Origin of the sequence: Bacteroides sp. LFL-34 (genome assembly GCF_027257075.1) — a bacterium.
In the GTDB taxonomy this organism is placed as follows: domain Bacteria; phylum Bacteroidota; class Bacteroidia; order Bacteroidales; family Bacteroidaceae; genus Bacteroides; species Bacteroides ovatus.
In genome coordinates this window covers 38,974-62,840 of the sequence record NZ_JAPQKZ010000039.1, presented here as the reverse complement: position 1 = coordinate 62,840, position 23,867 = coordinate 38,974, and the positions used below count along the sequence as shown (strand labels likewise).

Sequence of the window (23,867 nt, the reverse complement as noted above, 5' to 3'; positions counted from 1 at the left end):
TTTATCCTTAATTGGTTTGTATTTATTGAATTTCTAGTTGTTTTTTCTCATCTTTGTGGCACGAACTTTAAAATTGATATTGTATGAAACTGAAGCACCTTATTCTTCTTAGTGTTATTTGCTGTTCCCAGTCTGTATTTGGACAAAAAGCCAATCAACAACCGAAGACGAGTGGCAATCCTGTATTTCCGGGATGGTATGCCGATCCGGAAGGAATTGTATTTGGAGATGAATACTGGATTTATCCTACGTATTCGGCGCCTTATGACGAACAGACTTTCATGGATGCCTTCTCATCTAAAGACCTGGTGAACTGGACAAAGCACCCGAAAGTGTTATCAAAAGAGAATATTAGTTGGTTTAAACGTGCTTTGTGGGCACCTGCCGTGATTCATGCGAATGATAAATATTATATATTCTTCGGTGCGAATGATATTCAAAGCAATAATGAACTGGGCGGTATTGGTGTAGCTGTGGCTGACAATCCTGCCGGACCATTTAAAGATGCGTTAGGCAAACCTCTGATTGATAAATTTGTAAATGGTGCGCAACCGATCGATCAGTTTGTTTACAAAGATGATGACGGACAATATTATATGTATTATGGTGGCTGGGGACATTGTAATATGGTGAAACTGGCCCCGGACTTGTTGAGTATCGTACCGTTTGAAGATGGTACCCTTTATAAGGAAGTAACCCCCGAAAAATATGTAGAGGGACCTTTTATGTTGAAACGTAACGGAAAATACTATTTTATGTGGTCGGAAGGCGGTTGGACCGGACCAGATTATTGTGTTGCTTATGCCATTGCCGACTCACCGTTCGGACCCTTCAAAAGAGAAGCAAAAATATTACAGAGAGATCCCAAAATTGGAACAGGTGCCGGTCATCATTCAGTTGTAAAAGGGCCGGGAGAGGATGAATGGTACATCATTTATCATCGCCATCCATTGGGTGAAACGGATGGAAACGCTCGTGTGACCTGCGTTGACCGTATGTACTTTGATAAAGATGGAAAAATAAAACCCATAAAGATGACTTTCGAGGGAGTAAAGGCAAGCCCATTGAAGTAAAATCTGAAAAGTTCAGCCCATCCATAATTAATATTTTAATAAAGATGGGCTTTTTTTGATTTATTGTTTTATTTTTGTCCTTGTAAATCAAGCATACTTATTATAATGAACTTAGATATACACACTCTTTCCGACTCCCTTTTGTGGAAAAGGTTTCTCGAGGGAGATTCGAGTGCGTATACCCAAATCTATAATCGAACGGTGCAAGATCTGTTTCGATTCGGACTATTATATACTTCAGACAAAGAATTAATTAAAGATTGCATACATGATGTGTTTGTGAAAATTCACATGAATCGTGCAAAGTTAGCCCCAACAGATAATATTGCAGCTTATTTGACGGTAGCGTTGAAAAACACTCTTTTTAATGCGCTAAAAAAAACAACAGATTCTCTTTCGTTTGATGAAATAGGTGAGAGAGAAGAGACGGTTGACGAATCCCCCTCCACTCCGGAAACTATATATATTAATAATGAACAGGAAAAACAAGTTCAGGCAACCGTGCATACTATGATGTCTGTATTGACGGACAGACAGCGTGAAATTATTTATTATCGATATATCAAAGAGATGAGTATCGATGAAATAAGTAAGGTGACAGACATGAATAATCAATCTGTTTCTAACTCCATTCAACGGGCTTTGGGACGTATCCGGGACTTATTTAAGAGAAAATAAGAGAGAATAATCAACCTATTTTTCCTGCCTATCAAAAAAAAGTGGAAAAAACTTCGGAAAAGGTGAGTATAAAATGAAAGTACAACTGTTATTCATACGTAAAGACAATGAAAATGATGAACTCTGAACAAAAACATACAGATTTTTCCCTATATACTTTTGAAGAATTCCTTCAGAATGATTTCTTTATTTCTTCCATGAATCATCCTACGGAAGAAACACAGAAGTTCTGGGATGAATTTGAACAGATGAATCCTTCTAATATAGATGAATATATAGCAGCAAAAAGATATTTGGAGGTTTTTTCAAAAGAGAAAGAAGAAGTACTTTCAAACGAGGAAACGGATGATTTATGGATTCGTATACAGGCAACCAATATAAATAAGGAGAAGGCGAAACGTAAGAACTATTTCTTAATAGGATTGAGCTCGGCGGCCAGTGTTGCTATTCTCGTGGGATGTTTCTTCTTATTAAAGAGTTATTCTTCGGTGCTGGATCCGGATATTGCCACCTTTGCAGTGAATACCAAAGCTGATTTGCCTCTGACGGAAGAAACACTGTTGATTTTGGCGGAAGATAACGTAGTGAGCCTGAAAGAAAAAGAAACGGAGATTACGTATGATTCCGTAGAAATCAAAACAAATCAGGAAAGTATACAAAAGGAAAAATCGGCAGCTTACAATCAATTGGTCATTCCGCGTGGAAAGCGATCGGTGTTGACGTTTGCCGATGGATCTAAAGTCTGGGTGAATGCCGGCACGAGAGTGATTTATCCGGTAGAGTTTGAAAAAGATAAACGTGAAATCTATGTGGACGGAGAAATCTACATAGAAGTAGCCAGAGATGAAAACCGCCCTTTCTATGTGCGGACCAAAGATATGAATGTCAGGGTGCTTGGTACTAAATTTAATGTAACGGCGTATGAGTCGGAAGCAATTAGAAGTGTAGTGCTGGCGCAAGGATGTGTTCAGGTAGAGACAGCCCGGACTCCGAAAGCGATTTTGGCTCCTAATCAGATGTTCAGTTCTGCCGATGGAAAGGAAAATATATCACAAGTAGATGTAGAACAGGCAATATCGTGGATAAATGGACTCTATTGTTTCCAAAGTGCCGATTTGGGAATAGTCTTGCAACGCCTGTCTACCTATTATGGTGTGAATGTTGAATTTGACCCAGCGCTAAGTAAAATAAAATGTTCCGGAAAAATCGATTTGAAAGACAACTTTGAAACAGTTATTAATGGATTAACCTTTGTTGCACCAATTTCTTATGCCTATGATGAACAATATAAAACGTATCGAGTAGTAAAGAAATAGATATAAAAAATAAGATAATAAACTAATCTAACTCCCGTATTTTATGGTAATTATTGAAGAGAGTGGATGATACGAACTATCATCCAGATGGGACTTGTGTGCCTATGAATGTTTATATACAGAAAATAATATTATGAGAAATTTTTAACATGTTTAATATGAAAAATGCAATTAGAGAACGAAAGAGTAAGGTTCTCGGGCTATTCCTGTGCTTTTTACTTCTCGGAATAGACTACTCTTTCGCAAGTTACAACAATTATTCTCAATTTAAGACCCTTTCGGTCAGCATGAGTAACTCGACGTTGAGAGAAGTGCTTAAAACAATAGAGAAAAGTAGTCAATTTGTTTTCTTCTATTTAGATGACGCTGTCAACTTAGAACGTAAGGTATCTATCGACAGTAAGAATAAAAATATAGAAGAAATCCTTTCTGAACTTTTCGAAGGTACTTCGTGTACTTATCGGATCTCTGACAGGCAAATATTTATTTCCGGAAAAGCCCCTGCTTCAACCGAACAGCAACAGAATAAGCGGAAAATATCCGGACGTGTCACTGATATAAAAGGAGAGCCGCTTATTGGGGTCAACGTTACTGTGGATGGAGATGCAAACGGTTCGATTACAAATATGGATGGTTTGTATGAGATATTCGTAACCAAGAAGAGCGTAGTGCTTAAATTTACCTATATCGGGTTTAAAACTTCTGAAATACGAACCAATGCTTCGACCAACATTTATGATGTCACCTTGGAAGAACAGGTCAACGAATTGGAAGAGACTGTTATTGTGGGTTATGGTACCCAGCGTAAAATAAGTAATATCGGTGCACAGTCTTCCATGAAGATGGAAGATATTAAGACGCCTTCTGCCAGTTTAACAACTACATTGGCAGGTCGTTTGGCGGGTGTTGTGGCTGTACAACGTACAGGAGAACCGGGAAAAGATGCTGCTGATATCTGGATTCGTGGTATTTCCACTCCCAACACTTCTTCTCCGCTAGTATTGGTGGATGGAGTGGAACGTTCGTTCAATGACATCGATCCGGAAGATATTGAATCGTTGACAACGCTGAAAGATGCATCAGCAACAGCTGTGTATGGTGTACGTGGTGCCAATGGCGTAATTTTGATTAAAACCAAACCGGGAAAGGTAGGAAAACCGACAGTGAGCGCGGATTATTATGAATCGTTTACCCGTTTCACGAAGATGGTTGATTTGGCAGATGGTATCACTTATATGAATGCAGCCAACGAGGCAATGCGTAATGACGGTATTGCTACGAAATATACAGAAGATCAGATACGTAACACGATTGCTGGTAAGGATCCTTATCTATATCCGAATGTGGATTGGTTGAAAGAAATCTTTAATGATTGGGGACATAATCGCCGTGTGAATGTAAATGTACGCGGTGGTAGCGAGAAAGTCGCTTATTATGCATCAGTCAGCTACTTTAATGAGACAGGTATGACGGTGACTGATAAGAATATCGACACCTATGATTCTAAAATGAAATATAGCCGTTATAACTTTACTACCAATTTGAATATCGACGTAACTCCTACTACTAAGGTCGAGATCGGTGCGCAAGGTTATCTGGGAGAAGGAAACTATCCGGCCATCTCTTCTGCCGATTTGTATAATGCGGCAATGTCTATCTCACCGGTTGAATATCCGAAGATGTTCTTTGTTAACGGAGAAGCCTTTGTGCCGGGAACTTCAACCAATAATAACTTTAACAACCCTTATTCACAGGCTACACGTCGTGGTTATGACAACCTGACGAAAAATCAGATTTACTCTAATTTGCGCGTCACACAGGATTTGGATATGCTTACGAAAGGACTGAAACTGACTGCTATGTATGCATTCGACGTATACAATGAGATACATGTACATCAGGACCGTGCAGAGTCTACCTACAACTTCCTGGACACTAGTGTTCCTTACGATATGAATGGACAACCTATTCTGCAACGTATTTATGAAGGAAGTAACGTGTTAAGCTATAAACAGGAAACGAGTGGTAACAAAAAGACCTATTTGGAGGCTTCCTTGAACTATGACCGGACATTCAACGACGATCATCGTGTTAGTGCGTTATTCCTGTTCAATCAGCAATCCAAACTATTATATCCGAAAGGGACATTGGAAGATGCGATTCCGTATCGTATGATGGGTATTGCCGGTCGTGCCACTTATTCATGGAAAGACCGTTACTTCGCAGAATTCAACATCGGTTATAACGGTGCCGAGAACTTTTCACCTAAACATCGTTTCGGAACTTTCCCTGCATTTGGTGTAGGATGGGTTGTTTCAAATGAGAAATTCTGGCAACCTCTGTCGAAGGCAGTTTCTTTCTTGAAGATACGTTATACGGATGGTAAAGTGGGTAATAGCGAAGTTTCCGACCGTCGTTTCATGTATCTGGATCAGATGAAAGAGAATGGAGACTATGGCTATAAATTCGGACCGAATGGAACTAAGTGGGCCGGTTATGAAACAGTGAATATGGCTGTTGACCTGATCTGGGAAGAATCTCGCAAACAAGACTTGGGTATTGACCTTAAGCTATTTAATGACGACCTGTCTATTGTGTTCGACTTGTTTAAGGAACGTCGTGAAAACATTCTGTTGAAGCGTGAACATTCTATGCCTTCATTCTTGGGGTACAACACATCTGCTCCTTACGGAAACATCGGTATCATAGAAAATAAGGGATTTGACGGAACAATCGAATATAACAAGCGTATCAATAAAGACTGGGTAATTGCGCTTCGGGGTAATGTCACCTTTAATAAGGATAAATGGATTCAGGGAGAATTGCCGGAACAGAAATACGAATGGATGAACCAATATGGACGTAACATCAATGGAGCGAAAGGGTATGTTGCTGAGGGACTGTTCACTCAGGCTGAAATAGATGATATGGCACGTTGGGAATCTTTGTCGGCTGCCAATAAAGCCATTACTCCCAAACCGTTTGCTTCACAGTTTGGAACAGTGAAAGCCGGAGATATCAAATACAAGGACTTGAACAATGACGGTCAGATTGATGCGTACGACCAGACTTACATTTCTCGTGGAGATGTGCCGACAACTGTCTATGGTTTCGGATTTACAGTAGGCTGGAAAGACTTGTCTGTGGGCATGATGTTTCAGGGCGTAGCGGGAGCCGAACGTGTATTGAACGGTAGCAGTATTAATCCGTTTAATGGCGGTGGTGGTAGCGGTAACCTCTACTCTAACATTGACGACCGTTGGACAGAGGAAAATCCGGATCAGAATGCCTTTTATCCGCGTTTGTCTTATGGAAGCGAAACAACCAGTAGCATTAATAACTTCCAGAAAAGTACCTGGTGGGTGCGTAACATGAACTTCCTGCGTCTGAAGACATTGCAGCTCTCTTATAATCTGCCGAAACCCTGGGTGAATAAAGTTCATCTGAAGAATGCGGCTGTATATGTAATGGGAACTAACCTGTTCACTTTGAGTCGCTTCAAATTGTGGGATCCGGAGTTGAATACCGATAATGGTGCTTCTTATCCGAATACGACTTCTTATTCAGTTGGTATTAATTTCACATTCTAAACAAAAAGATAATGAAAAAATATAATTATATAATCGTAAGTTTGCTGGCGTGTCTCTTGACGACATCTTGTAATGACTATTTTGACCAGGTGCCTGATGACCGTTTATCACTCAAGGAGATTTTCACAACCAGAGATGGAGCCTTGCGGTATCTTTCGAATGTATACACATTCTTACCGGATGAATTTAACCAACGTCAGGTGCATGAAACAAGTCTGTACCGTACTCCCGGTCCTTGGACGGGCGCTAGCGATGAGGCGGAGTGGACAAATGACAAAAAGGAAAAACTGATAAATAACAACTCTATCGATGCGACTGAAGGAACAATGGTATTATATCGCTGGAAGAGTTGGTTTTCAGGTATTCATGAAGCGGCAGTATTTACAGAAAATGTAGATCAGGCACCGCTGACTGTTACAGAAAGAAATCAATGGAAAGCGGAGGCAAGAGCTTTGCGGGCGATCTATTATTTTTATTTAGTACGTACTTATGGTCCGGTTCCTTTGCTTGAAAAGGATTTTCCGATGGATACTCCGAGTGATGAGTTGCAACTCTCGCGCAATACGGTAGATGAGTGTTTTGATTTTATCGTATCAGAACTGAAAGGTGCACAAAACGATGGTTTATTGGACAATGCTTCTACCGACAAAGTGTCCGGATATGGCCGTATTGACAAGGCGATTGCACAGGCGTTTATCATTGAAGCATTGACTTATCGTGCCAGCTGGTTGTTTAACGGAGAGTGCACTTACTATTCAGGCTTGGCTAATACGGACGGAACAAAGCTGTTCCCTAACAAACCGGATGAAGCTACCAAACGTGCCAATTGGCAGAAAGTGATTGATGAATGTAACACTTTCTTCTCTAATTACGGAAGTCGTTATCATTTGATGTATACCAATAAGGACGGTGTTGCTGTTTCCGGTCCGGACTCGGAAGGATTCAGTCCGACGGAATCTTATCGCCGTGCAGTAAGAACCTTGTTTTCTGAAATGGGTAACAATAAAGAAATGATTTTCTACCGTTTGGATAATGCTGCCGGAACCATGCAGTACGACCGTATGCCGAATAGATCCGGTAATACGACCAACTATAGGGGTGGTAGCTTGTTGGGAGCAACCCAAGAAATGGTAGATGCCTATTTCATGTCAAACGGAGAATCCCCTATTTCCGGTTATAGTGCTGACGGTGTCACTCCGATTATCAACGAAAAATCCGATTATGTAGAAGAAGGAGTCTCTACAGCAGAATACAAAGGAATAGACGGTACTTTATATGCACCGGTAGGAACCAGAATGATGTATGTTAATCGTGAACCTCGTTTCTATGCAGACATAACCTTTAGTAATTCAAAATGGTTTGAAGGAACAGAAGGCGGTTATATAGTAGATTTCACTTATAGCGGAAGCTGTGGTAAGGAACAAGGTAGCAATGACTATACGAGTACAGGTTATTTAGTACGTAAATGTATGGATTCCGGTGACCGTAACCAGAATCTGGTTTGTGTGCTCTTGCGTCTGACTAATATTTATTTTGACTATATCGAAGCGCTTGCTCATGTCAGCCCGACTCATGAAGACATCTGGACGTATATGAACATGATCCGTAAGCGTGCGGGCATTCCGGGCTACGGTGAAACAGTCAATCTGCCTAAACCGACTACAACGGAAGAAGTCATGGAGCTGATTCGTAAGGAGAAACGCATTGAATTGAGTTTCGAAAACTGCCGTTATTTTGATGTACGTCGCTGGGGATTGGTAAATGAGTATTTCAACAAAGCAATTCACGGTATGAATGTCAATTATGACGGAAATGAATTCTTCAAACGTACGGAGATTGTGAAGCGTATTTTTGACCGTCAGTACTTCTTCCCCATACCACAGGGCGAAATTGATATTGATAAAAACTTGGTTCAGAATACAGGATTCTAAATACTGATTATAAAATAGAAATTATGATGAAACAATATATTTTCTCTGCAGTTTGTCTCATGTCCGGTGTCCTTTGTATGTCCTCTTGCAATGAGGATAAACAGGCAAAGCCATATACCCCGGATTACGAGATTGTACCGGAGTATACCAATGCGGATACCTGGACTGCCTATGAAGCATTTAATGATAACTTGCTGGATCCCGATAAGAACATTTATAAAACAAGTACCGCTTATACTGCTGCTACTGACCGTAATAACGGAGCTGCTGCTATCTGGTGCCAACCGATCTATTGGGATATGGCTATGAACGCATATAAACGTGCAAAAGCGGAAGGGGATACGGAAAGAGAAAACAAATACAAGCAGTTGTGTGATGATTTGTTTGCCGGAAATAAAGCACATTATGTAAACTTTGATTTCGACGATAATAATGAGAATACCGGCTGGTTTATCTATGATGATATACAGTGGTGGACCATTACTTTGGCACGTGCTTACGAATTATTTAAAGTGGAAGAGTATCGCAGTCTGGCAGAAGCAAGTTTTGCACGTGTATGGTACGGTTCTCCCCGCGTAGGTGATACGGGTTCTTATGCAGATCCTGAAAAGAATTTGGGTGGAGGTATGTTCTGGCAATGGCAGCCTATCGGCAATCCGAATGAAAATGCAGCCAGCGATGGTAAGATGGCTTGTATCAATTTCCCGACTGTGGTAGCTGCATTGACCCTTTACAACAACGTTCCTGCCGATCGTGTGGCTGATCCGAATCCGGAAAGCTGGAGTAATAAGTACGGTGATTTTACCCGTCCGCATTATGAAACGAAGGAAGCTTATCTGGCAAAAGGAAAAGAAATCTATGAATGGGCTGTGAAGAATCTGGTAGACAGCAATACCGGAGAAGTTGCCGACAGCAAGCATGGTGAAGGCAATCCGGCATGGTCGGACCATGTATACAATCAGGCCACTTTTATCGGAGCTTCGTTATTGCTTTATAAAGCTACCGGTGAGAAAACATATTTGGACAATGCAATTTTAGGAGCTGACTATACAATGAATACCATGTCCGAAACGTATGATTTACTGCCGTTCGAGAGTGGCGTGGAACAGGGTATTTATACCGCTATCTTTGCGGAATACATGGCCATGCTGGTGAATGATTGTGGCCAGACCCAGTACGTACCGTTCTTGAAACGTAACATTAATTACGGCTGGGCTAATCGCGACCGGACACGTAATTTGTGTGGTGGCGAATATCATAAGGCACAGATAGAAGGCGCTACTATTGACAGCTATAGTGCATCCGGAATACCGGCATTGATGTTGTTGTTTCCGGCAGATAAATAATTGTAACCCATAAAAAAGAAGAATAATGAATACGAAATATTCAAATTGGAAAATGTGGTATTATGTGTTATGCATGGTACTGACACTTCAATTGGCGGCTTGTTCTGAAGAAACGCATGACGAGTATACCGCGGCTCCTGAAATAGAAGATACCTATATCGACCAACTGGATGCATTGATTGCTGAAATGACCGATTTGCAGCAAAATTCAGACTACGGAGATAAGAAAGGACAGTACCCCACCGAAAGCCGGGCAATTCTGACAGATGCGATAGATGATGCCAATCGTGCGGTACTTTTAATCAAATATCAGCAACCCTCTCCGTCGGAAAGTGAGAAACAACGCTATGTGGCAGAAGCCAAGGCGTCTATAGAACAGTTCAAGAGTACGATCCGTACAGAAGACGCTGAAACAACACCGGCTGAACTGTTTGTGGACGGACGTGGTGATGGTGGTTCTTATATCGATTTCGGACGTAGCGAAGAATATGTCAATTTCGGAACCGAAGGAAACCAAGCCTTTACTGTTGAGTTTTGGGTGAAAGTAACCAAAGGTGGTGGAAAAGACCAGAATGTGTTCCTGTCAACTTATATGGGCGGTGACGGATGGCGTAATGGCTGGATGATGTACTGGCGTAATGCGGACGGTGGTATTTATCGTGCAACTTGGGGCGAAACAGGAGGAAATATCTGTGAACCGTCACTAAAGGCACCGGAAGATGGAGAATGGCAACATTTCTTGTTTGTGTACAGTGATAAAGGCTTGCCGGGCAGTCCGGAGCTTCGTGCGAAATTGTATGTGAACGGAGAAGTGAAAACAACCGAGGGAAGCGTGGGTAACAGGTTCTATAATTCGAGCAACTATGCCAACTATAATGCACCGATGACCGCTTTCGGACGTTATATGCGTACCAGTGATAATCTGTTTGAAGAAGGCTTTGCCGGTTATATGAAGAAAATCCGTATCTGGAAAAGCGCAAAGGATAACGAATATGTTCAGAATTCTTATAATGGAACGGCTGAAGTGACGGGTAAAGAAGCAGACTTGGCGGCAGCATGGGATTTCATGACCAAACCTTCCGGTTCGGGTAATGAAGTAATAGACCTGACAGGCCGTCATACTGCTAAGATTATCGGTACTTACGAGTGGCAACGTATTGTTGAATAATAATGTAAAAACGATGAAAAACATGAAATGTTTAACTAATAAATGGAGAGAGGGAGCAATGCTCCTCTCTTTCCTCCTGATTTCTAGTCTGGCAGGGATATTTACCGCTTGTGACGATATTGAAGACGAGTATATAACAGATACACAGTTGAGTATCTTGCAGGAAAATCGTGCGTCATTGAACTATTTATTGAAGAATTCAACCTACGGAACTGCTCCCGGGACATATCCTGAAACCGGAAAGGATATATTAAATGCTGCTATTACCGAGTTGGATGCACTGATAACACGGGTAGAAGCTGGCGAAGAACTGGATGAAACAACTTTGGAAGCTGCTGTAGCAAAGGTAAATCAAGCGATTGACGAGTTTAAAAATTCAAAATATTATAATCTGTCTCCGGAAGCACAGCAATATATCAATAATTTACTGGCTAAGGCGGATGAAATACTTGCAATCGTAAATGATGAAACGAAGTGGGGAAATCATCAGGGACAATATCCGGTAGAAAATAAGTCGGTTTTGGAGAGTGCAGCTAAAGACTTGGAAAGTCTGGCTGAAAGAATCAAATCCGGTTCCATCACAGATATGACGCAGGAGATTTATGATGAGGCTATTGCTGCTGCCGATAAGAAAGTAGAAGAAGTCGAAGATTCTGCATGGCCGGATAACAGTCAGATTACCTGGAATCTGTTTGTAGACGGAAATGCCGGTTCTTATATAGACTTTGGTTATAGCGAGGATTATGTGAAGTTTGGAGAGGATGACAATCAGGCATTTACGATTGAACTTTGGGTGAATATTAAAGAATATTGCAATAAGCAGGGAGAAGACAACTGTACTTTCCTTTCTACCATGACAAACGATCCTCATTGGAGCGGATGGCGTGCCCAGGATCGTACAAAGGGATTGTTGAGAACAATGGTTGCTCACTGGCAAGATAATAATCACACAAATCCACAAGAATGGGAACCGGGATGGAAAAAGTCGGACAACTGGACCAAAGATCGTTGGACGCATTATGCATTCCTCTTCAGGGATAAGGGATTGCCGGGATTTGATACTCCGACAGATGTGAAGTGCTATTCCATGATTGATGGTACGAGACAAGGTGAAGTCATTCGTGTGGGTGAGTCCTGGAGAACGTATATCAATAAACAATCCATAGCCAATCAGATTAAAATGACCGGATTCTGTATGATGGACAATAATGGAAACCGTAACGAATGGTTCTCCGGTTACATAAAGAAGATACGTATCTGGAAAACAAACCGGACAGAAAATCAGGTATATGCTTCTTATATGGGGAATGAAGAAGGTGTAAGTGCCGATAATCCGAATTTGGTAGAAGCCTGGGATTTTGAAGTGAAAGGTGATCAGCCTACTCAAAGTGCTACCAGAACAATTACAGGTTTGAAAGGTCATACAGCAACATTAGTTGGTGATAACTGGCAATGGATTGAATCCACAGACATTACAGATAACAAATAATTGTTTACCGGGATGAGTTTTCAATAGGTAGATTAAATATTCCCCTTATCTCTGTCATAAGGACAGAGTAAGGGGAAATTATTCTCCAATAACCCTTTATTAATCCTTTATTTTTATTGTAGAAAAGTGTTTTGGTCTGTATTTGTTCTTTATTGAATAAATATTATCGTTTTTTTTCAGCTATTTCTGCAATCTTTGTAACAGGAAAAATACTATAAACTTATAAATTATCATGAAAAGCAAAATTCTTTTGGCTCTGACACTACTATTGGGAGTATCAACTACCACATGGGCAGTCGGTAATTTAGGAAAAGCAAACCAGAAGAAGCATGCGTATACGAACGAAGATGTATGGGCAGCTTATGAAGGATTTAATAATACACTACTAGACTCCAATAAATATATTTACAAGACAAATTCGTCCTATCCAAGTGCTGTTGACCGTGGCAATGGAGCAGCGGCTATCTGGTGTCAGCCTATTTATTGGGATATGGCAATGAATGCCTATAAACTGGCAAAGGCACAGAAAGACAGAAAGAAGACAAGTTATTATAAAACACTCTGCGAGAAAATATTCGCAGGGAACAAAGCGCAATATTGCCAGTTCGATTTTGATGATAACAATGAAAATACCGGCTGGTTCATCTACGATGACATCATGTGGTGGACTATCAGCCTGGCACGCGGCTACGAACTTTTTGGAGTGGATGAATATCTGAAACTCTCGGAAGCCAGTTTCAAACGGGTATGGTATGGCTCGGAAAAAGTGGGTGATACCGGTTCGTATGACAAAGAAAACGGAGGTATGTTCTGGCAATGGCAACCCATTCAAAATCCGAAACCGAATAAATTCGGTGATGGAAAGATGGCATGTATCAACTTTCCGACAGTTGTTGCAGCATTAACCCTCTACAATAACGTACCTGAAAATAGAAAAGAATCGACCGACAAACGGCCGGATTATCAGACGAAAGCTCAATATCTTGCCAAAGGTAAAGAAATCTATGAATGGGGAGTGGAAAATCTCTTGGATAAAGTAACAGGAAAGATTGCCGATAGCCGTCATGGAAATGGCAATCCCGCATGGAAAGCACATGTCTATAATCAGGCAACCTTTATCGGAGCCTCCATATTGCTTTATAAAGCGACCGGAGAGAAACGTTATCTGGACAATGCTATTCTGGCAGCAGACTATACAGTGAAAGATATGTCTGCAGAACATAAAGTGCTACCTTTCGAAGGTGGTATTGAACAGGGTATCTATACTGCCATCTTTGCGGAATACATGGCATGGTTGGTGTATGATTGCGGACAAACCCAATATCTCCCGTTCCTGAAACGTACCATCAAAACAGGTTGGGCAAACAGAGATAAGACACGGAACGTATGTGGAGGCGAATACTATAAAAAGTTGCCGGAAGGTGCGGAAATCGACAGTTATTCTGCTTCCGGTATACCGGCATTGATGCTTTTGTTTCCGGCTAAAAAATAAATAGAAAACGACGGAATTTGCGTAAAATAGATTAAATAAACAGGTGATTTAAATTATGAAACAACAACTGATGATGCTGTTACTGGGAACAGCTTCTGTATTTTGTAGCTGTGAGACCCAGGTAGAACAGCACGAGAAGAATGAATTACGTGCTCCGGCATATCCGCTGGTGACAATTGATCCTTATACTAGTGCATGGTCTACTACGGACAATCTATACGACAGTCCTGTAAAACATTGGACAGGCAAGGATTTTTCTTTACTTGGTGTTGCAAAAGTAGACGGACAAACCTACCGTTTCATGGGAACGGAAGAGCTGGACCTAAGACCTTTGGTGAAGACATCCGAACAAGGTAGCTGGACAGGAAAGTATACCACTCAACAGCCTGCTGACGGATGGCAGAATGCCGGATTCAATGATAAAGCCTGGAAAGAAGGCGAAGCTGCCTTCGGAACCATGGAGAATGAACATACAGCAAAGACTCAATGGGGTGAAGAATTTATCTGGGTACGCCGGGTAGCTGATATTCAGGAGGATTTGACAGGAAAGAATGTATATCTTGAATTCTCTCATGACGATGATGCTATTATTTATATCAACGGCATCAAAGTGGTAGATACAGGTAATGCTTGTAAAAAGAACGAACGGGTGAAACTGTCGGAAGAAGTAGTAGCTTCTTTGAAACCGGGTGAAAATCTGATTGCAGGCTATTGTCATAACCGGGTAGGAAACGGATTGCTGGATTTCGGATTGCTGGTAGAACTGGACGGTTATCGTTCTTTCCATCAAACAGCACAACAAACATCTGTAGATGTACAACCCATGCAGACTTATTATACATTTACTTGCGGTCCGGTAGATTTGAAACTGACATTTACCGCTCCTATGTTTATGGATAATCTGGATTTGTTGTCACGTCCGGTCAACTACATTTCTTATGAAGTAGCTTCCAATGACGGTCAGAAACATCAGGTAGAGTTGTATTTCGAAGCATCTCCGCAATGGGCAATCGACCAACCTCACCAGGAGTCTGTTGCTGACAATTTTACTGATGGTGATTTGTTATTCCTTCGTACCGGAAGCCGCAATCAGAGGATTCTGAAGAAGAAAGGTGATGATGTTCGTATCGACTGGGGACATTTCTATCTGGCAGCTGAAAAGAAAAACAGCACATCTGCAATCGGTGACGGCAGAGAGCTGCGCAAGAACTTCGTAGCCAATAAACTGGAAGCTCCTACCACAAACGGTTATGATAAACTGGCTTTGGTACGTTCATTGGGCGAAACACAAAAAGCTGATGGCCATCTGTTGATCGGGTATGATGATATTTATTCTATCCAATACTTTGGTGATAACCTGCGTCCTTACTGGAACCGTGAGGGTAATGAAACGATTGTTTCCCAATTCCAGAAAGCAGAGAAAGAATACAAGACACAAATGAAGAATAGCGCTGCTTTCGACAAGAAACTGATGGAAGAAGCTACTGCTGCCGGTGGACGTAAATATGCCGAACTTTGTGCATTGGCTTATCGTCAGGCATTGGCTGCACATAAACTGGTACAGGCTCCGAACGGCGACTTGGTATTCCTTTCTAAGGAGAACTTCAGTAATGGTTCCATCGGAACAGTCGACCTGACTTATCCGGGAGCTCCGTTGCTTTTATACTACAATCCGGAATTGGTGAAAGCTACCATGAACCATATCTTCTATTATAGCGAAAGCGGAAAATGGGCGAAACCATTTGCTGCACATGATGTCGGTACTTATCCATTGGCTAACGGCCAGACTTATGGCGGTGATATGCCGGTAGAAGAATCGGGTAATATGGTAGTGTTGGCTGCTGCCATTGCCAAGGTAGAAGGTAATGCAGATTACGCACAGAAACACTGGGAAACCCTGACTACGTGGACAGACTATCTGGTAGAGAACGGACTTGATCCGGCCAACCAACTTTGTACCGATGACTTTGCAGGTCACTTTGCACACAATGCCAACCTTTCTATCAAAGCAATCATGGGTGTTGCTTCATACGGTTATCTGGCAGATATGCTGGGCAAAAAAGACGTGGCTGAAAAGTACACACAGAAAGCGAAAGAAATGGCTGCCGAATGGGTGAAAATGGCTGATGATGGTGACCACTATCGTCTCACATTTGACAAACCGGGAACATGGAGCCAGAAGTATAACTTGGTGTGGGATAAACTGTTGAATCTGCAAATCTTCCCTAAAAATGTTGCAGAAACGGAAATAGCTTACTATCTTTCGAAGCAAAATAAATATGGTCTTCCGTTGGATAACCGTGAAACATACACAAAGACCGACTGGATCATGTGGACAGCTACATTGGCAAATGACAAAGCTACCTTTGAGAAATTTATCGAACCCGTATATCTGTTTATGAACGTTACACCTAACCGTGTTCCGATGTCCGACTGGGTATTTACAGACGAACCGAATCAAAGAGGCTTCCAGGCACGTTCCGTTGTAGGTGGATATTATATCAAAATGCTTGAAGGAAAACTGATTAAATAAAACAAAAATACCATGAAGAAACTAGCTCTATTCGCTTTTACGTTACTTAGTGCATGGGCTATGACTGCAAAAACAATTACCGGACCGGTGGACTATGTTAGTCCGCTGGTTGGTACGCAGTCAAAGCACGCATTATCTACCGGAAATACTTACCCTGCCATTGCGCTGCCCTGGGGAATGAACTTTTGGGTTCCGCAGACTGGTAAAATGGGCGATGGATGGGCGTATACGTATGACGCTGACAAGATCAGAGGATTCAAACAAACCCATCAGCCAAGTCCCTGGATCAATGATTACGGTCAATTTGCCATCATGCCGGTAACCGGTAAGGCAGTATTTAATCAGGATGAGCGTGCCAGTTGGTTCTCTCATAAAGCTGAAACGGCTACTCCTTATTATTATAAAGTATATCTTGCCGATCATGATGTAGTGACCGAAATTGCTCCGACAGAGAGAGCAGCTGCTTTCCGTTTCACTTTCCCCGAAAACGACCACTCTTATGTAGTGGTAGACGCCTTTGATAAGGGTTCGTTTGTGAAAGTAATCCCTTCGGAGAACAAGATTATCGGTTATACCACTAAAAACAGCGGTGGTGTTCCTGCCAACTTTAAAAACTACTTTGTACTGGTATTCGACAAACCGTTTACTTATACGGCTGCCGTAGCCAGTGGTGTGATTGACACCAACAAACTGGAAGCGACAGACAATCATGCCGGTGCACTGATCGGTTTCAAAACCCGCAAGGGCGAACAGGTAAATGTGCGTGTAGCTTCCTCTTTTATCAGCCCTGAACAGGCGGAACTTAACTTGAAAGAGCTGGGTACGGACAACATTGAACAGATTGCAGCGAAAGGCCGCAAGGTATGGAACGAGGTTCTGGGACGTATTGAAGTGAAAGACGATGATATCGATCATTTGCGTACCTTCTACTCTTGTCTGTATCGTTCAGTATTATTTCCCAGAAGTTTCTACGAGATAGATGCTAAAGGAGATGTGATGCACTACAGCCCTTATAACGGTGAAGTGCTTCCGGGATATATGTTTACCGATACCGGTTTCTGGGATACGTTCCGTTGTCTGTTTCCATTCCTTAACCTGATGTATCCATCCATGAATACAAAGATGCAGGAAGGATTGGTGAACACTTATAAAGAAAGCGGATTCCTGCCGGAATGGGCAAGTCCGGGACACAGAGGTTGCATGGTTGGAAACAACTCCGCTTCCGTAGTTGCCGATGCTTACCTGAAAGGATTGAAAGGATACGATATTGAGACATTGTGGGAAGCCGTGAAACACGGAGCGAATGCAGTACATCCGAATGTTCGTTCTACCGGACGATTAGGACATGAGTATTATAATAAATTGGGATATGTACCTTATAATGTAGGTATTAACGAGAATGCAGCCCGTACACTGGAATATGCATACGATGACTGGTGTATCTATCAATTGGGTAAAGCCTTGAAGAAACCGAAAAAAGAGATTGAAATCTTTGCAAAGCGTGCAATGAATTATAAGAATCTCTACGATCCCGAACACAAACTGATGCGTGGTAAGAATGAAGACGGTACGTTCCAGTCTCCGTTCAATCCGTTGAAGTGGGGGGATGCCTTTACGGAAGGTAACAGCTGGCATTATACCTGGTCGGTATTCCACGATCCTCAAGGTCTGATCGATTTGATGGGTGGTAAAGACGGATTCAACCAAATGATGGATTCTGTATTTATCCTGCCTCCGATTTTCGATGAAAGTTATTATAGAGCCGTTATTCATGAAATCCGTGAAATGCAGATTATGAACATGGGCAACTATGCACATGGCAACCAGCCGATTCAGCACATGCTCTATATGTACAACTATTCCGGCCAACCCTGGAAAGCGCAACATTGGATTCGTGAAGTGATGGACAAACTTTATACTCCTGCTCCCGACGGTTATTGCGGTGATGAGGACAACGGTCAGACTTCTGCCTGGTATGTATTCTCGGCAATGGGATTCTATCCGGTATGTCCGGGTACGGATGAATATGTTTTGGGTACTCCTTACTTCAAGGAGATGAAGCTACATCTGGAAAACGGAAAGACGGTGACTATCTCCGCTCCGAATAACGGAGACGACAAGCGTTACATTTCATCAATGACATTGAACGGTAAAGAATATACCAAAAACTATCTGACCCATCAGGACCTGTTGAATGGCGCTAGCATTTCTTACAAAATGGATGCGAAACCCAATCAGCAACGTGGTACCAAAGAGTCCGATTTCCCTTATTCTTTCTCTAACGAATTTAAAAAGAAGAAGTAATCATGAAGAAACAGATCAAATATATCAGTGCAGGTATGCTGGCAGGTATGCTTCTCTGTGGCGGGCAGTTACAAGCCTCCAACCGTATGACGGAAATGCATGTATGTCTGGCGGATGCTATTCAGAAAGATAACCGCCCGGAAATATCCAATCGTTTGTTCCGTTCCAATGCGGTAGAGAAGGAGATTCTCCGTGTACAGAAACTTTTGAAGAATGCGAAGTTGGCATGGATGTTTACCAACTGTTTCCCGAATACACTGGATACAACCGTACATTTCCGTAAAGGAAGTGATGGCAAACCGGATACGTTCGTATATACGGGTGATATTCATGCTATGTGGCTACGCGACTCCGGTGCACAGGTATGGCCTTACGTACAATTAGCTAATGCAGACCCTGAACTGAAAGAAATGCTGGCAGGTGTTATTCTCCGCCAGTTCAAATGTATCAATATCGATCCGTACGCGAATGCTTTTAATGACGGCGCTATTCCTGACGGTCATTGGATGAGTGACCTTACAGACATGAAACCGGAGTTGCACGAACGTAAATGGGAAATAGATTCCTTGTGTTATCCGTTGCGTTTGGCTTATCATTACTGGAAGACTACCGGAGATGCGAGCATATTCGACGAAGAATGGATTCAGGCAATCACTAATGTACTGAAAACATTCAAAGAGCAACAACGCAAAGACGGAGTAGGTCCTTATAAATTCCAACGTAAGACGGAACGTGCACTGGATACTGTGAGCAATGACGGTCTGGGTGCACCGGTGAAACCAGTCGGTTTGATTGTTTCCAGTTTCCGTCCTTCGGACGATGCTACTACGCTTCAATTCCTGGTTCCTTCCAATTTCTTTGCCGTATCTTCTTTGCGTAAGGCAGCCGAGATTTTGGAGAAGGTAAACAAGAAGACAGCTTTGTCTAAAGAATGTAAGGACTTGGCGCAGGAGGTGGAAACAGCTTTAAAGAAATATGCGGTGTATAATCATCCTAAATATGGTAAAATCTATGCATTCGAGGTAGATGGTTTTGGAAATCATCATCTGATGGATGATGCCAATGTGCCGAGTTTGCTTGCGATGCCTTATCTGGGTGATGTGAATGTGAACGATCCGATTTATCAGAATACCCGCCGTTTTGTGTGGAGTGAGGACAATCCTTATTTCTTTAAAGGCAAGGCAGGCGAAGGAATCGGCGGACCGCATATCGGTTACGATATGGTGTGGCCGATGAGTATTATGATGAAAGCCTTCACAAGTCAGAATGATGCTGAAATCAAGACTTGCATTAAGATGTTGATGGACACGGATGCTGACACCGGCTTTATGCACGAATCTTTCCATAAGGATAATCCGAAGAAATTTACCCGTGCATGGTTTGCCTGGCAGAATACTCTTTTCGGTGAGTTGATTTTGAAGCTGGTTAATGAAGGAAAGGTAGATTTATTGAATAGTATACAGTAATATGCTGACATAGTAAATTGAACGCGGATAACGCGGATGATGCGGCTCTTTTTCTGATGCAAAATTAGAAAAAACGCGTTATCCGCGTCGTCTGCATCTAAATATGAATAGCTGAAAACTAATATAAAAAAAAACAATTGTATCATGAAAAAGTTATGTGTATGGGCAGTTGCCGCCCTTTTAATGGCAGCTTGTACTCCGAAAGCTGAAAAGGCTACAGATTCCGGTTTATTGCAGAGTAAATTCCAGACAGAAGTAGATGGAAAGAAGACTGATTTGTTCACTCTGCGTAACAAGAACAACATGGAAGTTTGTATCACGAACTTCGGTGGACGTATTGTTTCAGTGATGGTTCCCGACAAAGACGGACAGATGCGTGATGTTGTTCTCGGTTTCGATTCTGTTCAGGACTATATCAGCAAGCCTTCGGATTTCGGTGCGACTATCGGACGTTATGCCAATCGTATCAATCAGGGACAGTTCACCTTGGATGGTGTAGAATATCAGCTTCCCCGCAATAACTACGGTCATTGTCTGCACGGCGGACCGCAAGGATTCCAATACCGGGTGTTTGATGCAGAATTGTTGAATCCGCAGGAATTGCAGTTGACTTACCGTGCAGAAGACGGTGAAGAAGGTTTTCCGGGAAACATCACTTGTAAAGTGTTGATGAAACTGACGGACGATAATGCCATCGATATTCAATACGAAGCGGAAACAGACAAACCGACGATTGTAAATATGACCAACCACTCTTATTTTAATCTTGAAGGCGATGCCGGCAACAACTCCGGTCATTTGTTGATGGTGGATGCGGACTATTATACTCCGGTGGACAGTACCTTCATGACAACTGGCGAGATCGTTCCGGTAGAAGGAACTCCGATGGATTTCCGCACCCCGACTCCGGTAGGCGAACGTATCAACGACTATGATTTCGTACAGCTGAAAAATGGCAATGGTTACGATCACAACTGGGTATTGAACACGAAAGGCGACGTAACCCGTAAATGCGCTTCTTTGAAATCACCGAAGACTGGTATCGTACTCGACGTTTATACTAATGAACCGGGTATTCAGGTATATGCAGGTAATTTCCTCGATGGTTCACTGACAGGAAAGAAAGGCATTACTTACAACCAACGTGCTTCCGTATGTCTCGAAACACAGAAATATCCGGATACTCCGAACAAAGCGGAATGGCCGTCGGCTGTACTTCGCCCGGGCGAAAAGTATACAAGCCAATGTATCTTCAAATTCTCTGTTGATAAATAGGTTATAAAGGCAGTTCATGCCATTGAAGAACGGGTTGTCTGATTAGAGATTATCCGTTCTTTATTTTAATGTAATTTGTTAGTGCTCAATTGGGTTCATAGGGAAATTAGGATGATTTCCGGAAGTAGTAGAATAGACGAAATGAAGAAAAATAAAACGAAAGGACTTTTTGCATCGATAGTGCTTGGAGTGGCGGTTACAGCTTGTGCGCCTGCTTCTTCTTGTGGTACGGTGACGGTAGTGGACCGACCGGACATACAGTCCGTCAATACCAATTATATCGGGTATCGCGCTCCGCTTCGACCGTTGAATTTTATAAAGTTGCCGGTAGGTAGTATTCAGCCCGAAGGATGGGTGAAGAAGTATCTGGAGTTGCAACGTGACGGTCTGACCGGACATTTGGGAGAAATCAGCGCTTGGCTGGAAAAGGATAATAATGCCTGGTTGACAACTGGTGGCGATCACGGCTGGGAGGAAGTTCCTTACTGGCTCAAAGGGTATGGCAATCTAGCATATATCCTGAATGACCCGAAGATGATTGAAGAAACCAAATATTGGATTGAAGGTGTATTTGCCAGTCGCCAGCCGGATGGCTATTTCGGTCCGGTCAATGAACGTAACGGCAAACGCGAACTTTGGGCACAGATGATTATGCTCTGGTGTCTGCAATCTTATTATGAGTATTCTCAAGATCAGCGTGTCATTGACCTGATGACGAATTACTTCAAGTGGCAGATGACTGTTCCCGATGACCAACTTCTGGAAGATTATTGGGAGAAAAGCCGTGGCGGTGATAACATCATCAGTATCTACTGGCTTTACAACCATACTGGGGATGCTTTCCTACTCGAATTAGCCGAGAAGATTCACCGTAACACAGCCGACTGGACGAAATCCACCTCCTTACCTAACTGGCACAATGTAAATATCGCCCAATGTTTCCGTGAACCTGCCACTTATTATATGCAGACCGGAGATTCAGCGATGCTGAAAGCCTCTTATAATGTCCATCATCTGATACGGCGTACTTTTGGACAGGTTCCCGGAGGTATGTTCGGTGCGGACGAAAATGCTCGTCTGGGATATATCGATCCCCGACAGGGAGTGGAAACCTGCGGTTTGGTAGAACAAATGGCTTCCGATGAAATCATGCTTTGCATGACAGGAGATCCCATGTGGGCTGAACACTGTGAAGAAGTAGCGTTCAACTCTTATCCGGCTGCCGTGATGCCCGATTTCAAGGCATTGCGTTATATCACTTGTCCGAACCATGCCATCAGTGATTCGAAGAACCATCATCCGGGCATTGACAATCGTGGCCCGTTCCTTTCGATGAATCCTTTCAGCAGTCGTTGCTGCCAACATAATCATGCACAGGGCTGGCCTTACTTCACCGAACATCTGGTATTGGCAACTCCCGACAACGGAGTGGCAACAGCTATTTATGCAGCTTGCAAAGCTACAGTGAAAGTGGGTGACGGCAAGGAAATCACTCTTCACGAAGAGACAAATTATCCTTTTGAAGAAGCTATTGCCTTCACTGTTTCTACCGATGAAAAGGTTGCTTTCCCATTTTATCTTCGTATTCCTTCATGGACTCAAAAGGCGGAAGTTTGGGTGAATGGCAAGAAGGTAAGTGTAACTCCTGTAGCGGGAAAATATCTTTGCATCAATCGCGAGTGGGCGAATGGTGATCGTGTGGAATTGACTCTTCCGATGTCTTTGTCTATGCGTACCTGGCAGGTTAATAAAAACAGCGTAAGCGTAGATTACGGACCTTTGACTTTGTCTCTTAAGATTGCAGAGAAATATGTAGAGAAAGACAGTCGCGAGACTGCTATCGGTGATTCAAAATGGCAGAAAGGTGCTGATCCCCAGAAATGGCCTACTACTGAAATCTATCCGGATAGCCCCTGGAATTATTCATTGGTATTGGATAAGAAAGAACCTTTGAAGAATTTCAAGGTCATCCGTAAATCCTGGCCGGCTGACAACTATCCTTTCACAGTAGCCAGTGTACCTTTAGAAGTAAAAGCTATCGGTCGTCCGGTACCTGAATGGAAGATAGACGAAACAGGACTGTGTGGCGTATTGCCGGAAGAAGATGCGGTGAAAGGTGATAAAGAAGAAATAACATTGATCCCTATGGGTGCGGCACGGTTGAGAATCTCTGCGTTCCCGAATACAAAAGAATAAATTAATAACT

The 23,867-nt window shown here is 42.4% G+C and carries 13 protein-coding genes and 1 pseudogene; all 14 read left to right on the top strand.

The genetic code is table 11. From position 1 onward, the window contains the following. Positions 1-83 precede the first annotated feature (83 nt). The 14 genes and pseudogenes from N5O98_RS20320 (at position 84) to N5O98_RS20255 (ending at position 23,857) form a co-directional block, all read left to right on the top strand. The gene (locus N5O98_RS20320; RefSeq protein WP_008649371.1) at positions 84-1,073 is read left to right on the top strand and encodes a glycoside hydrolase family 43 protein; all 990 of its coding nucleotides are present in this window, start codon (positions 84-86) and stop codon (positions 1,071-1,073) included. Between the two features lie 105 nt (positions 1,074-1,178). Then, positions 1,179-1,751, top strand: a complete 573-nt coding sequence (locus N5O98_RS20315) for an RNA polymerase sigma factor (RefSeq protein ID WP_008642808.1) — start codon at positions 1,179-1,181, stop codon at positions 1,749-1,751. A 113-nt stretch (positions 1,752-1,864) separates the two neighbouring features. Beyond that, entirely contained in the window at positions 1,865-3,067 is a 1,203-nt protein-coding gene (locus N5O98_RS20310) for a FecR family protein (RefSeq protein WP_008642810.1), read from the top strand. Between the two features lie 158 nt (positions 3,068-3,225). Then, positions 3,226-6,657 (top strand): TonB-dependent receptor, encoded by a 3,432-nt coding sequence (locus N5O98_RS20305; RefSeq protein WP_022199069.1) that lies wholly within the window; start codon positions 3,226-3,228, stop codon positions 6,655-6,657. 11 nt (positions 6,658-6,668) lie between these two features. Beyond that, the gene (locus N5O98_RS20300; protein ID WP_118161508.1) at positions 6,669-8,588 is read left to right on the top strand and encodes a RagB/SusD family nutrient uptake outer membrane protein; all 1,920 of its coding nucleotides are present in this window, start codon (positions 6,669-6,671) and stop codon (positions 8,586-8,588) included. A 23-nt stretch (positions 8,589-8,611) separates the two neighbouring features. Next, the gene (locus tag N5O98_RS20295) at positions 8,612-9,934 is read left to right on the top strand and encodes a glycoside hydrolase family 76 protein (protein ID WP_055235142.1); all 1,323 of its coding nucleotides are present in this window, start codon (positions 8,612-8,614) and stop codon (positions 9,932-9,934) included. A 25-nt stretch (positions 9,935-9,959) separates the two neighbouring features. Then, a complete protein-coding gene (locus tag N5O98_RS20290; RefSeq protein ID WP_008642816.1) occupies positions 9,960-11,102 on the top strand; it encodes a DUF4972 domain-containing protein in 1,143 nt (380 codons plus the stop codon). A 22-nt stretch (positions 11,103-11,124) separates the two neighbouring features. Beyond that, positions 11,125-12,591 (top strand): DUF4972 domain-containing protein, encoded by a 1,467-nt coding sequence (locus tag N5O98_RS20285; RefSeq protein ID WP_118161516.1) that lies wholly within the window; start codon positions 11,125-11,127, stop codon positions 12,589-12,591. 232 nt (positions 12,592-12,823) lie between these two features. Further along, positions 12,824-14,083, top strand: a complete 1,260-nt coding sequence (locus N5O98_RS20280) for a glycoside hydrolase family 76 protein (RefSeq protein WP_022199070.1) — start codon at positions 12,824-12,826, stop codon at positions 14,081-14,083. A gap of 55 nt (positions 14,084-14,138) precedes the next feature. Next, positions 14,139-16,616, top strand: a complete 2,478-nt coding sequence (locus tag N5O98_RS20275; protein ID WP_118161507.1) for a glutaminase domain-containing protein — start codon at positions 14,139-14,141, stop codon at positions 16,614-16,616. 12 nt (positions 16,617-16,628) lie between these two features. After that, the gene (locus N5O98_RS20270) at positions 16,629-18,920 is read left to right on the top strand and encodes a GH92 family glycosyl hydrolase (protein WP_004312826.1); all 2,292 of its coding nucleotides are present in this window, start codon (positions 16,629-16,631) and stop codon (positions 18,918-18,920) included. A gap of 104 nt (positions 18,921-19,024) precedes the next feature. After that, positions 19,025-20,386 (top strand): annotated as a pseudogene (locus tag N5O98_RS20265) (glycoside hydrolase family 125 protein); the annotation flags it as partial. A 144-nt stretch (positions 20,387-20,530) separates the two neighbouring features. Further along, positions 20,531-21,661 carry an aldose epimerase family protein gene (locus tag N5O98_RS20260; protein WP_022199072.1) on the top strand — a complete coding sequence of 377 codons (1,131 nt, stop codon included), beginning with the start codon at positions 20,531-20,533 and terminating at the stop codon, positions 21,659-21,661. A 141-nt stretch (positions 21,662-21,802) separates the two neighbouring features. Beyond that, positions 21,803-23,857 carry a beta-L-arabinofuranosidase domain-containing protein gene (locus N5O98_RS20255; protein WP_022199073.1) on the top strand — a complete coding sequence of 685 codons (2,055 nt, stop codon included), beginning with the start codon at positions 21,803-21,805 and terminating at the stop codon, positions 23,855-23,857. Positions 23,858-23,867: the final 10 nt, after the last annotated feature.

Bases quoted from the DNA above. Each gene is read 5' to 3' on its own strand.
- N5O98_RS20320 (WP_008649371.1), top strand. From the start codon at position 84: ATGAAACTGAAGCACCTTATTCTTCTTAGTGTTATTTGCTGTTCCCAG.
- N5O98_RS20315 (WP_008642808.1), top strand. From the start codon at position 1,179: ATGAACTTAGATATACACACTCTTTCCGACTCCCTTTTGTGGAAAAGG.
- N5O98_RS20310 (WP_008642810.1), top strand. From the start codon at position 1,865: ATGATGAACTCTGAACAAAAACATACAGATTTTTCCCTATATACTTTT.
- N5O98_RS20305 (WP_022199069.1), top strand. From the start codon at position 3,226: ATGAAAAATGCAATTAGAGAACGAAAGAGTAAGGTTCTCGGGCTATTC.
- N5O98_RS20300 (WP_118161508.1), top strand. From the start codon at position 6,669: ATGAAAAAATATAATTATATAATCGTAAGTTTGCTGGCGTGTCTCTTG.
- N5O98_RS20295 (WP_055235142.1), top strand. From the start codon at position 8,612: ATGATGAAACAATATATTTTCTCTGCAGTTTGTCTCATGTCCGGTGTC.
- N5O98_RS20290 (WP_008642816.1), top strand. From the start codon at position 9,960: ATGAATACGAAATATTCAAATTGGAAAATGTGGTATTATGTGTTATGC.
- N5O98_RS20285 (WP_118161516.1), top strand. From the start codon at position 11,125: ATGAAATGTTTAACTAATAAATGGAGAGAGGGAGCAATGCTCCTCTCT.
- N5O98_RS20280 (WP_022199070.1), top strand. From the start codon at position 12,824: ATGAAAAGCAAAATTCTTTTGGCTCTGACACTACTATTGGGAGTATCA.
- N5O98_RS20275 (WP_118161507.1), top strand. From the start codon at position 14,139: ATGAAACAACAACTGATGATGCTGTTACTGGGAACAGCTTCTGTATTT.
- N5O98_RS20270 (WP_004312826.1), top strand. From the start codon at position 16,629: ATGAAGAAACTAGCTCTATTCGCTTTTACGTTACTTAGTGCATGGGCT.
- N5O98_RS20260 (WP_022199072.1), top strand. From the start codon at position 20,531: ATGAAAAAGTTATGTGTATGGGCAGTTGCCGCCCTTTTAATGGCAGCT.
- N5O98_RS20255 (WP_022199073.1), top strand. From the start codon at position 21,803: ATGAAGAAAAATAAAACGAAAGGACTTTTTGCATCGATAGTGCTTGGA.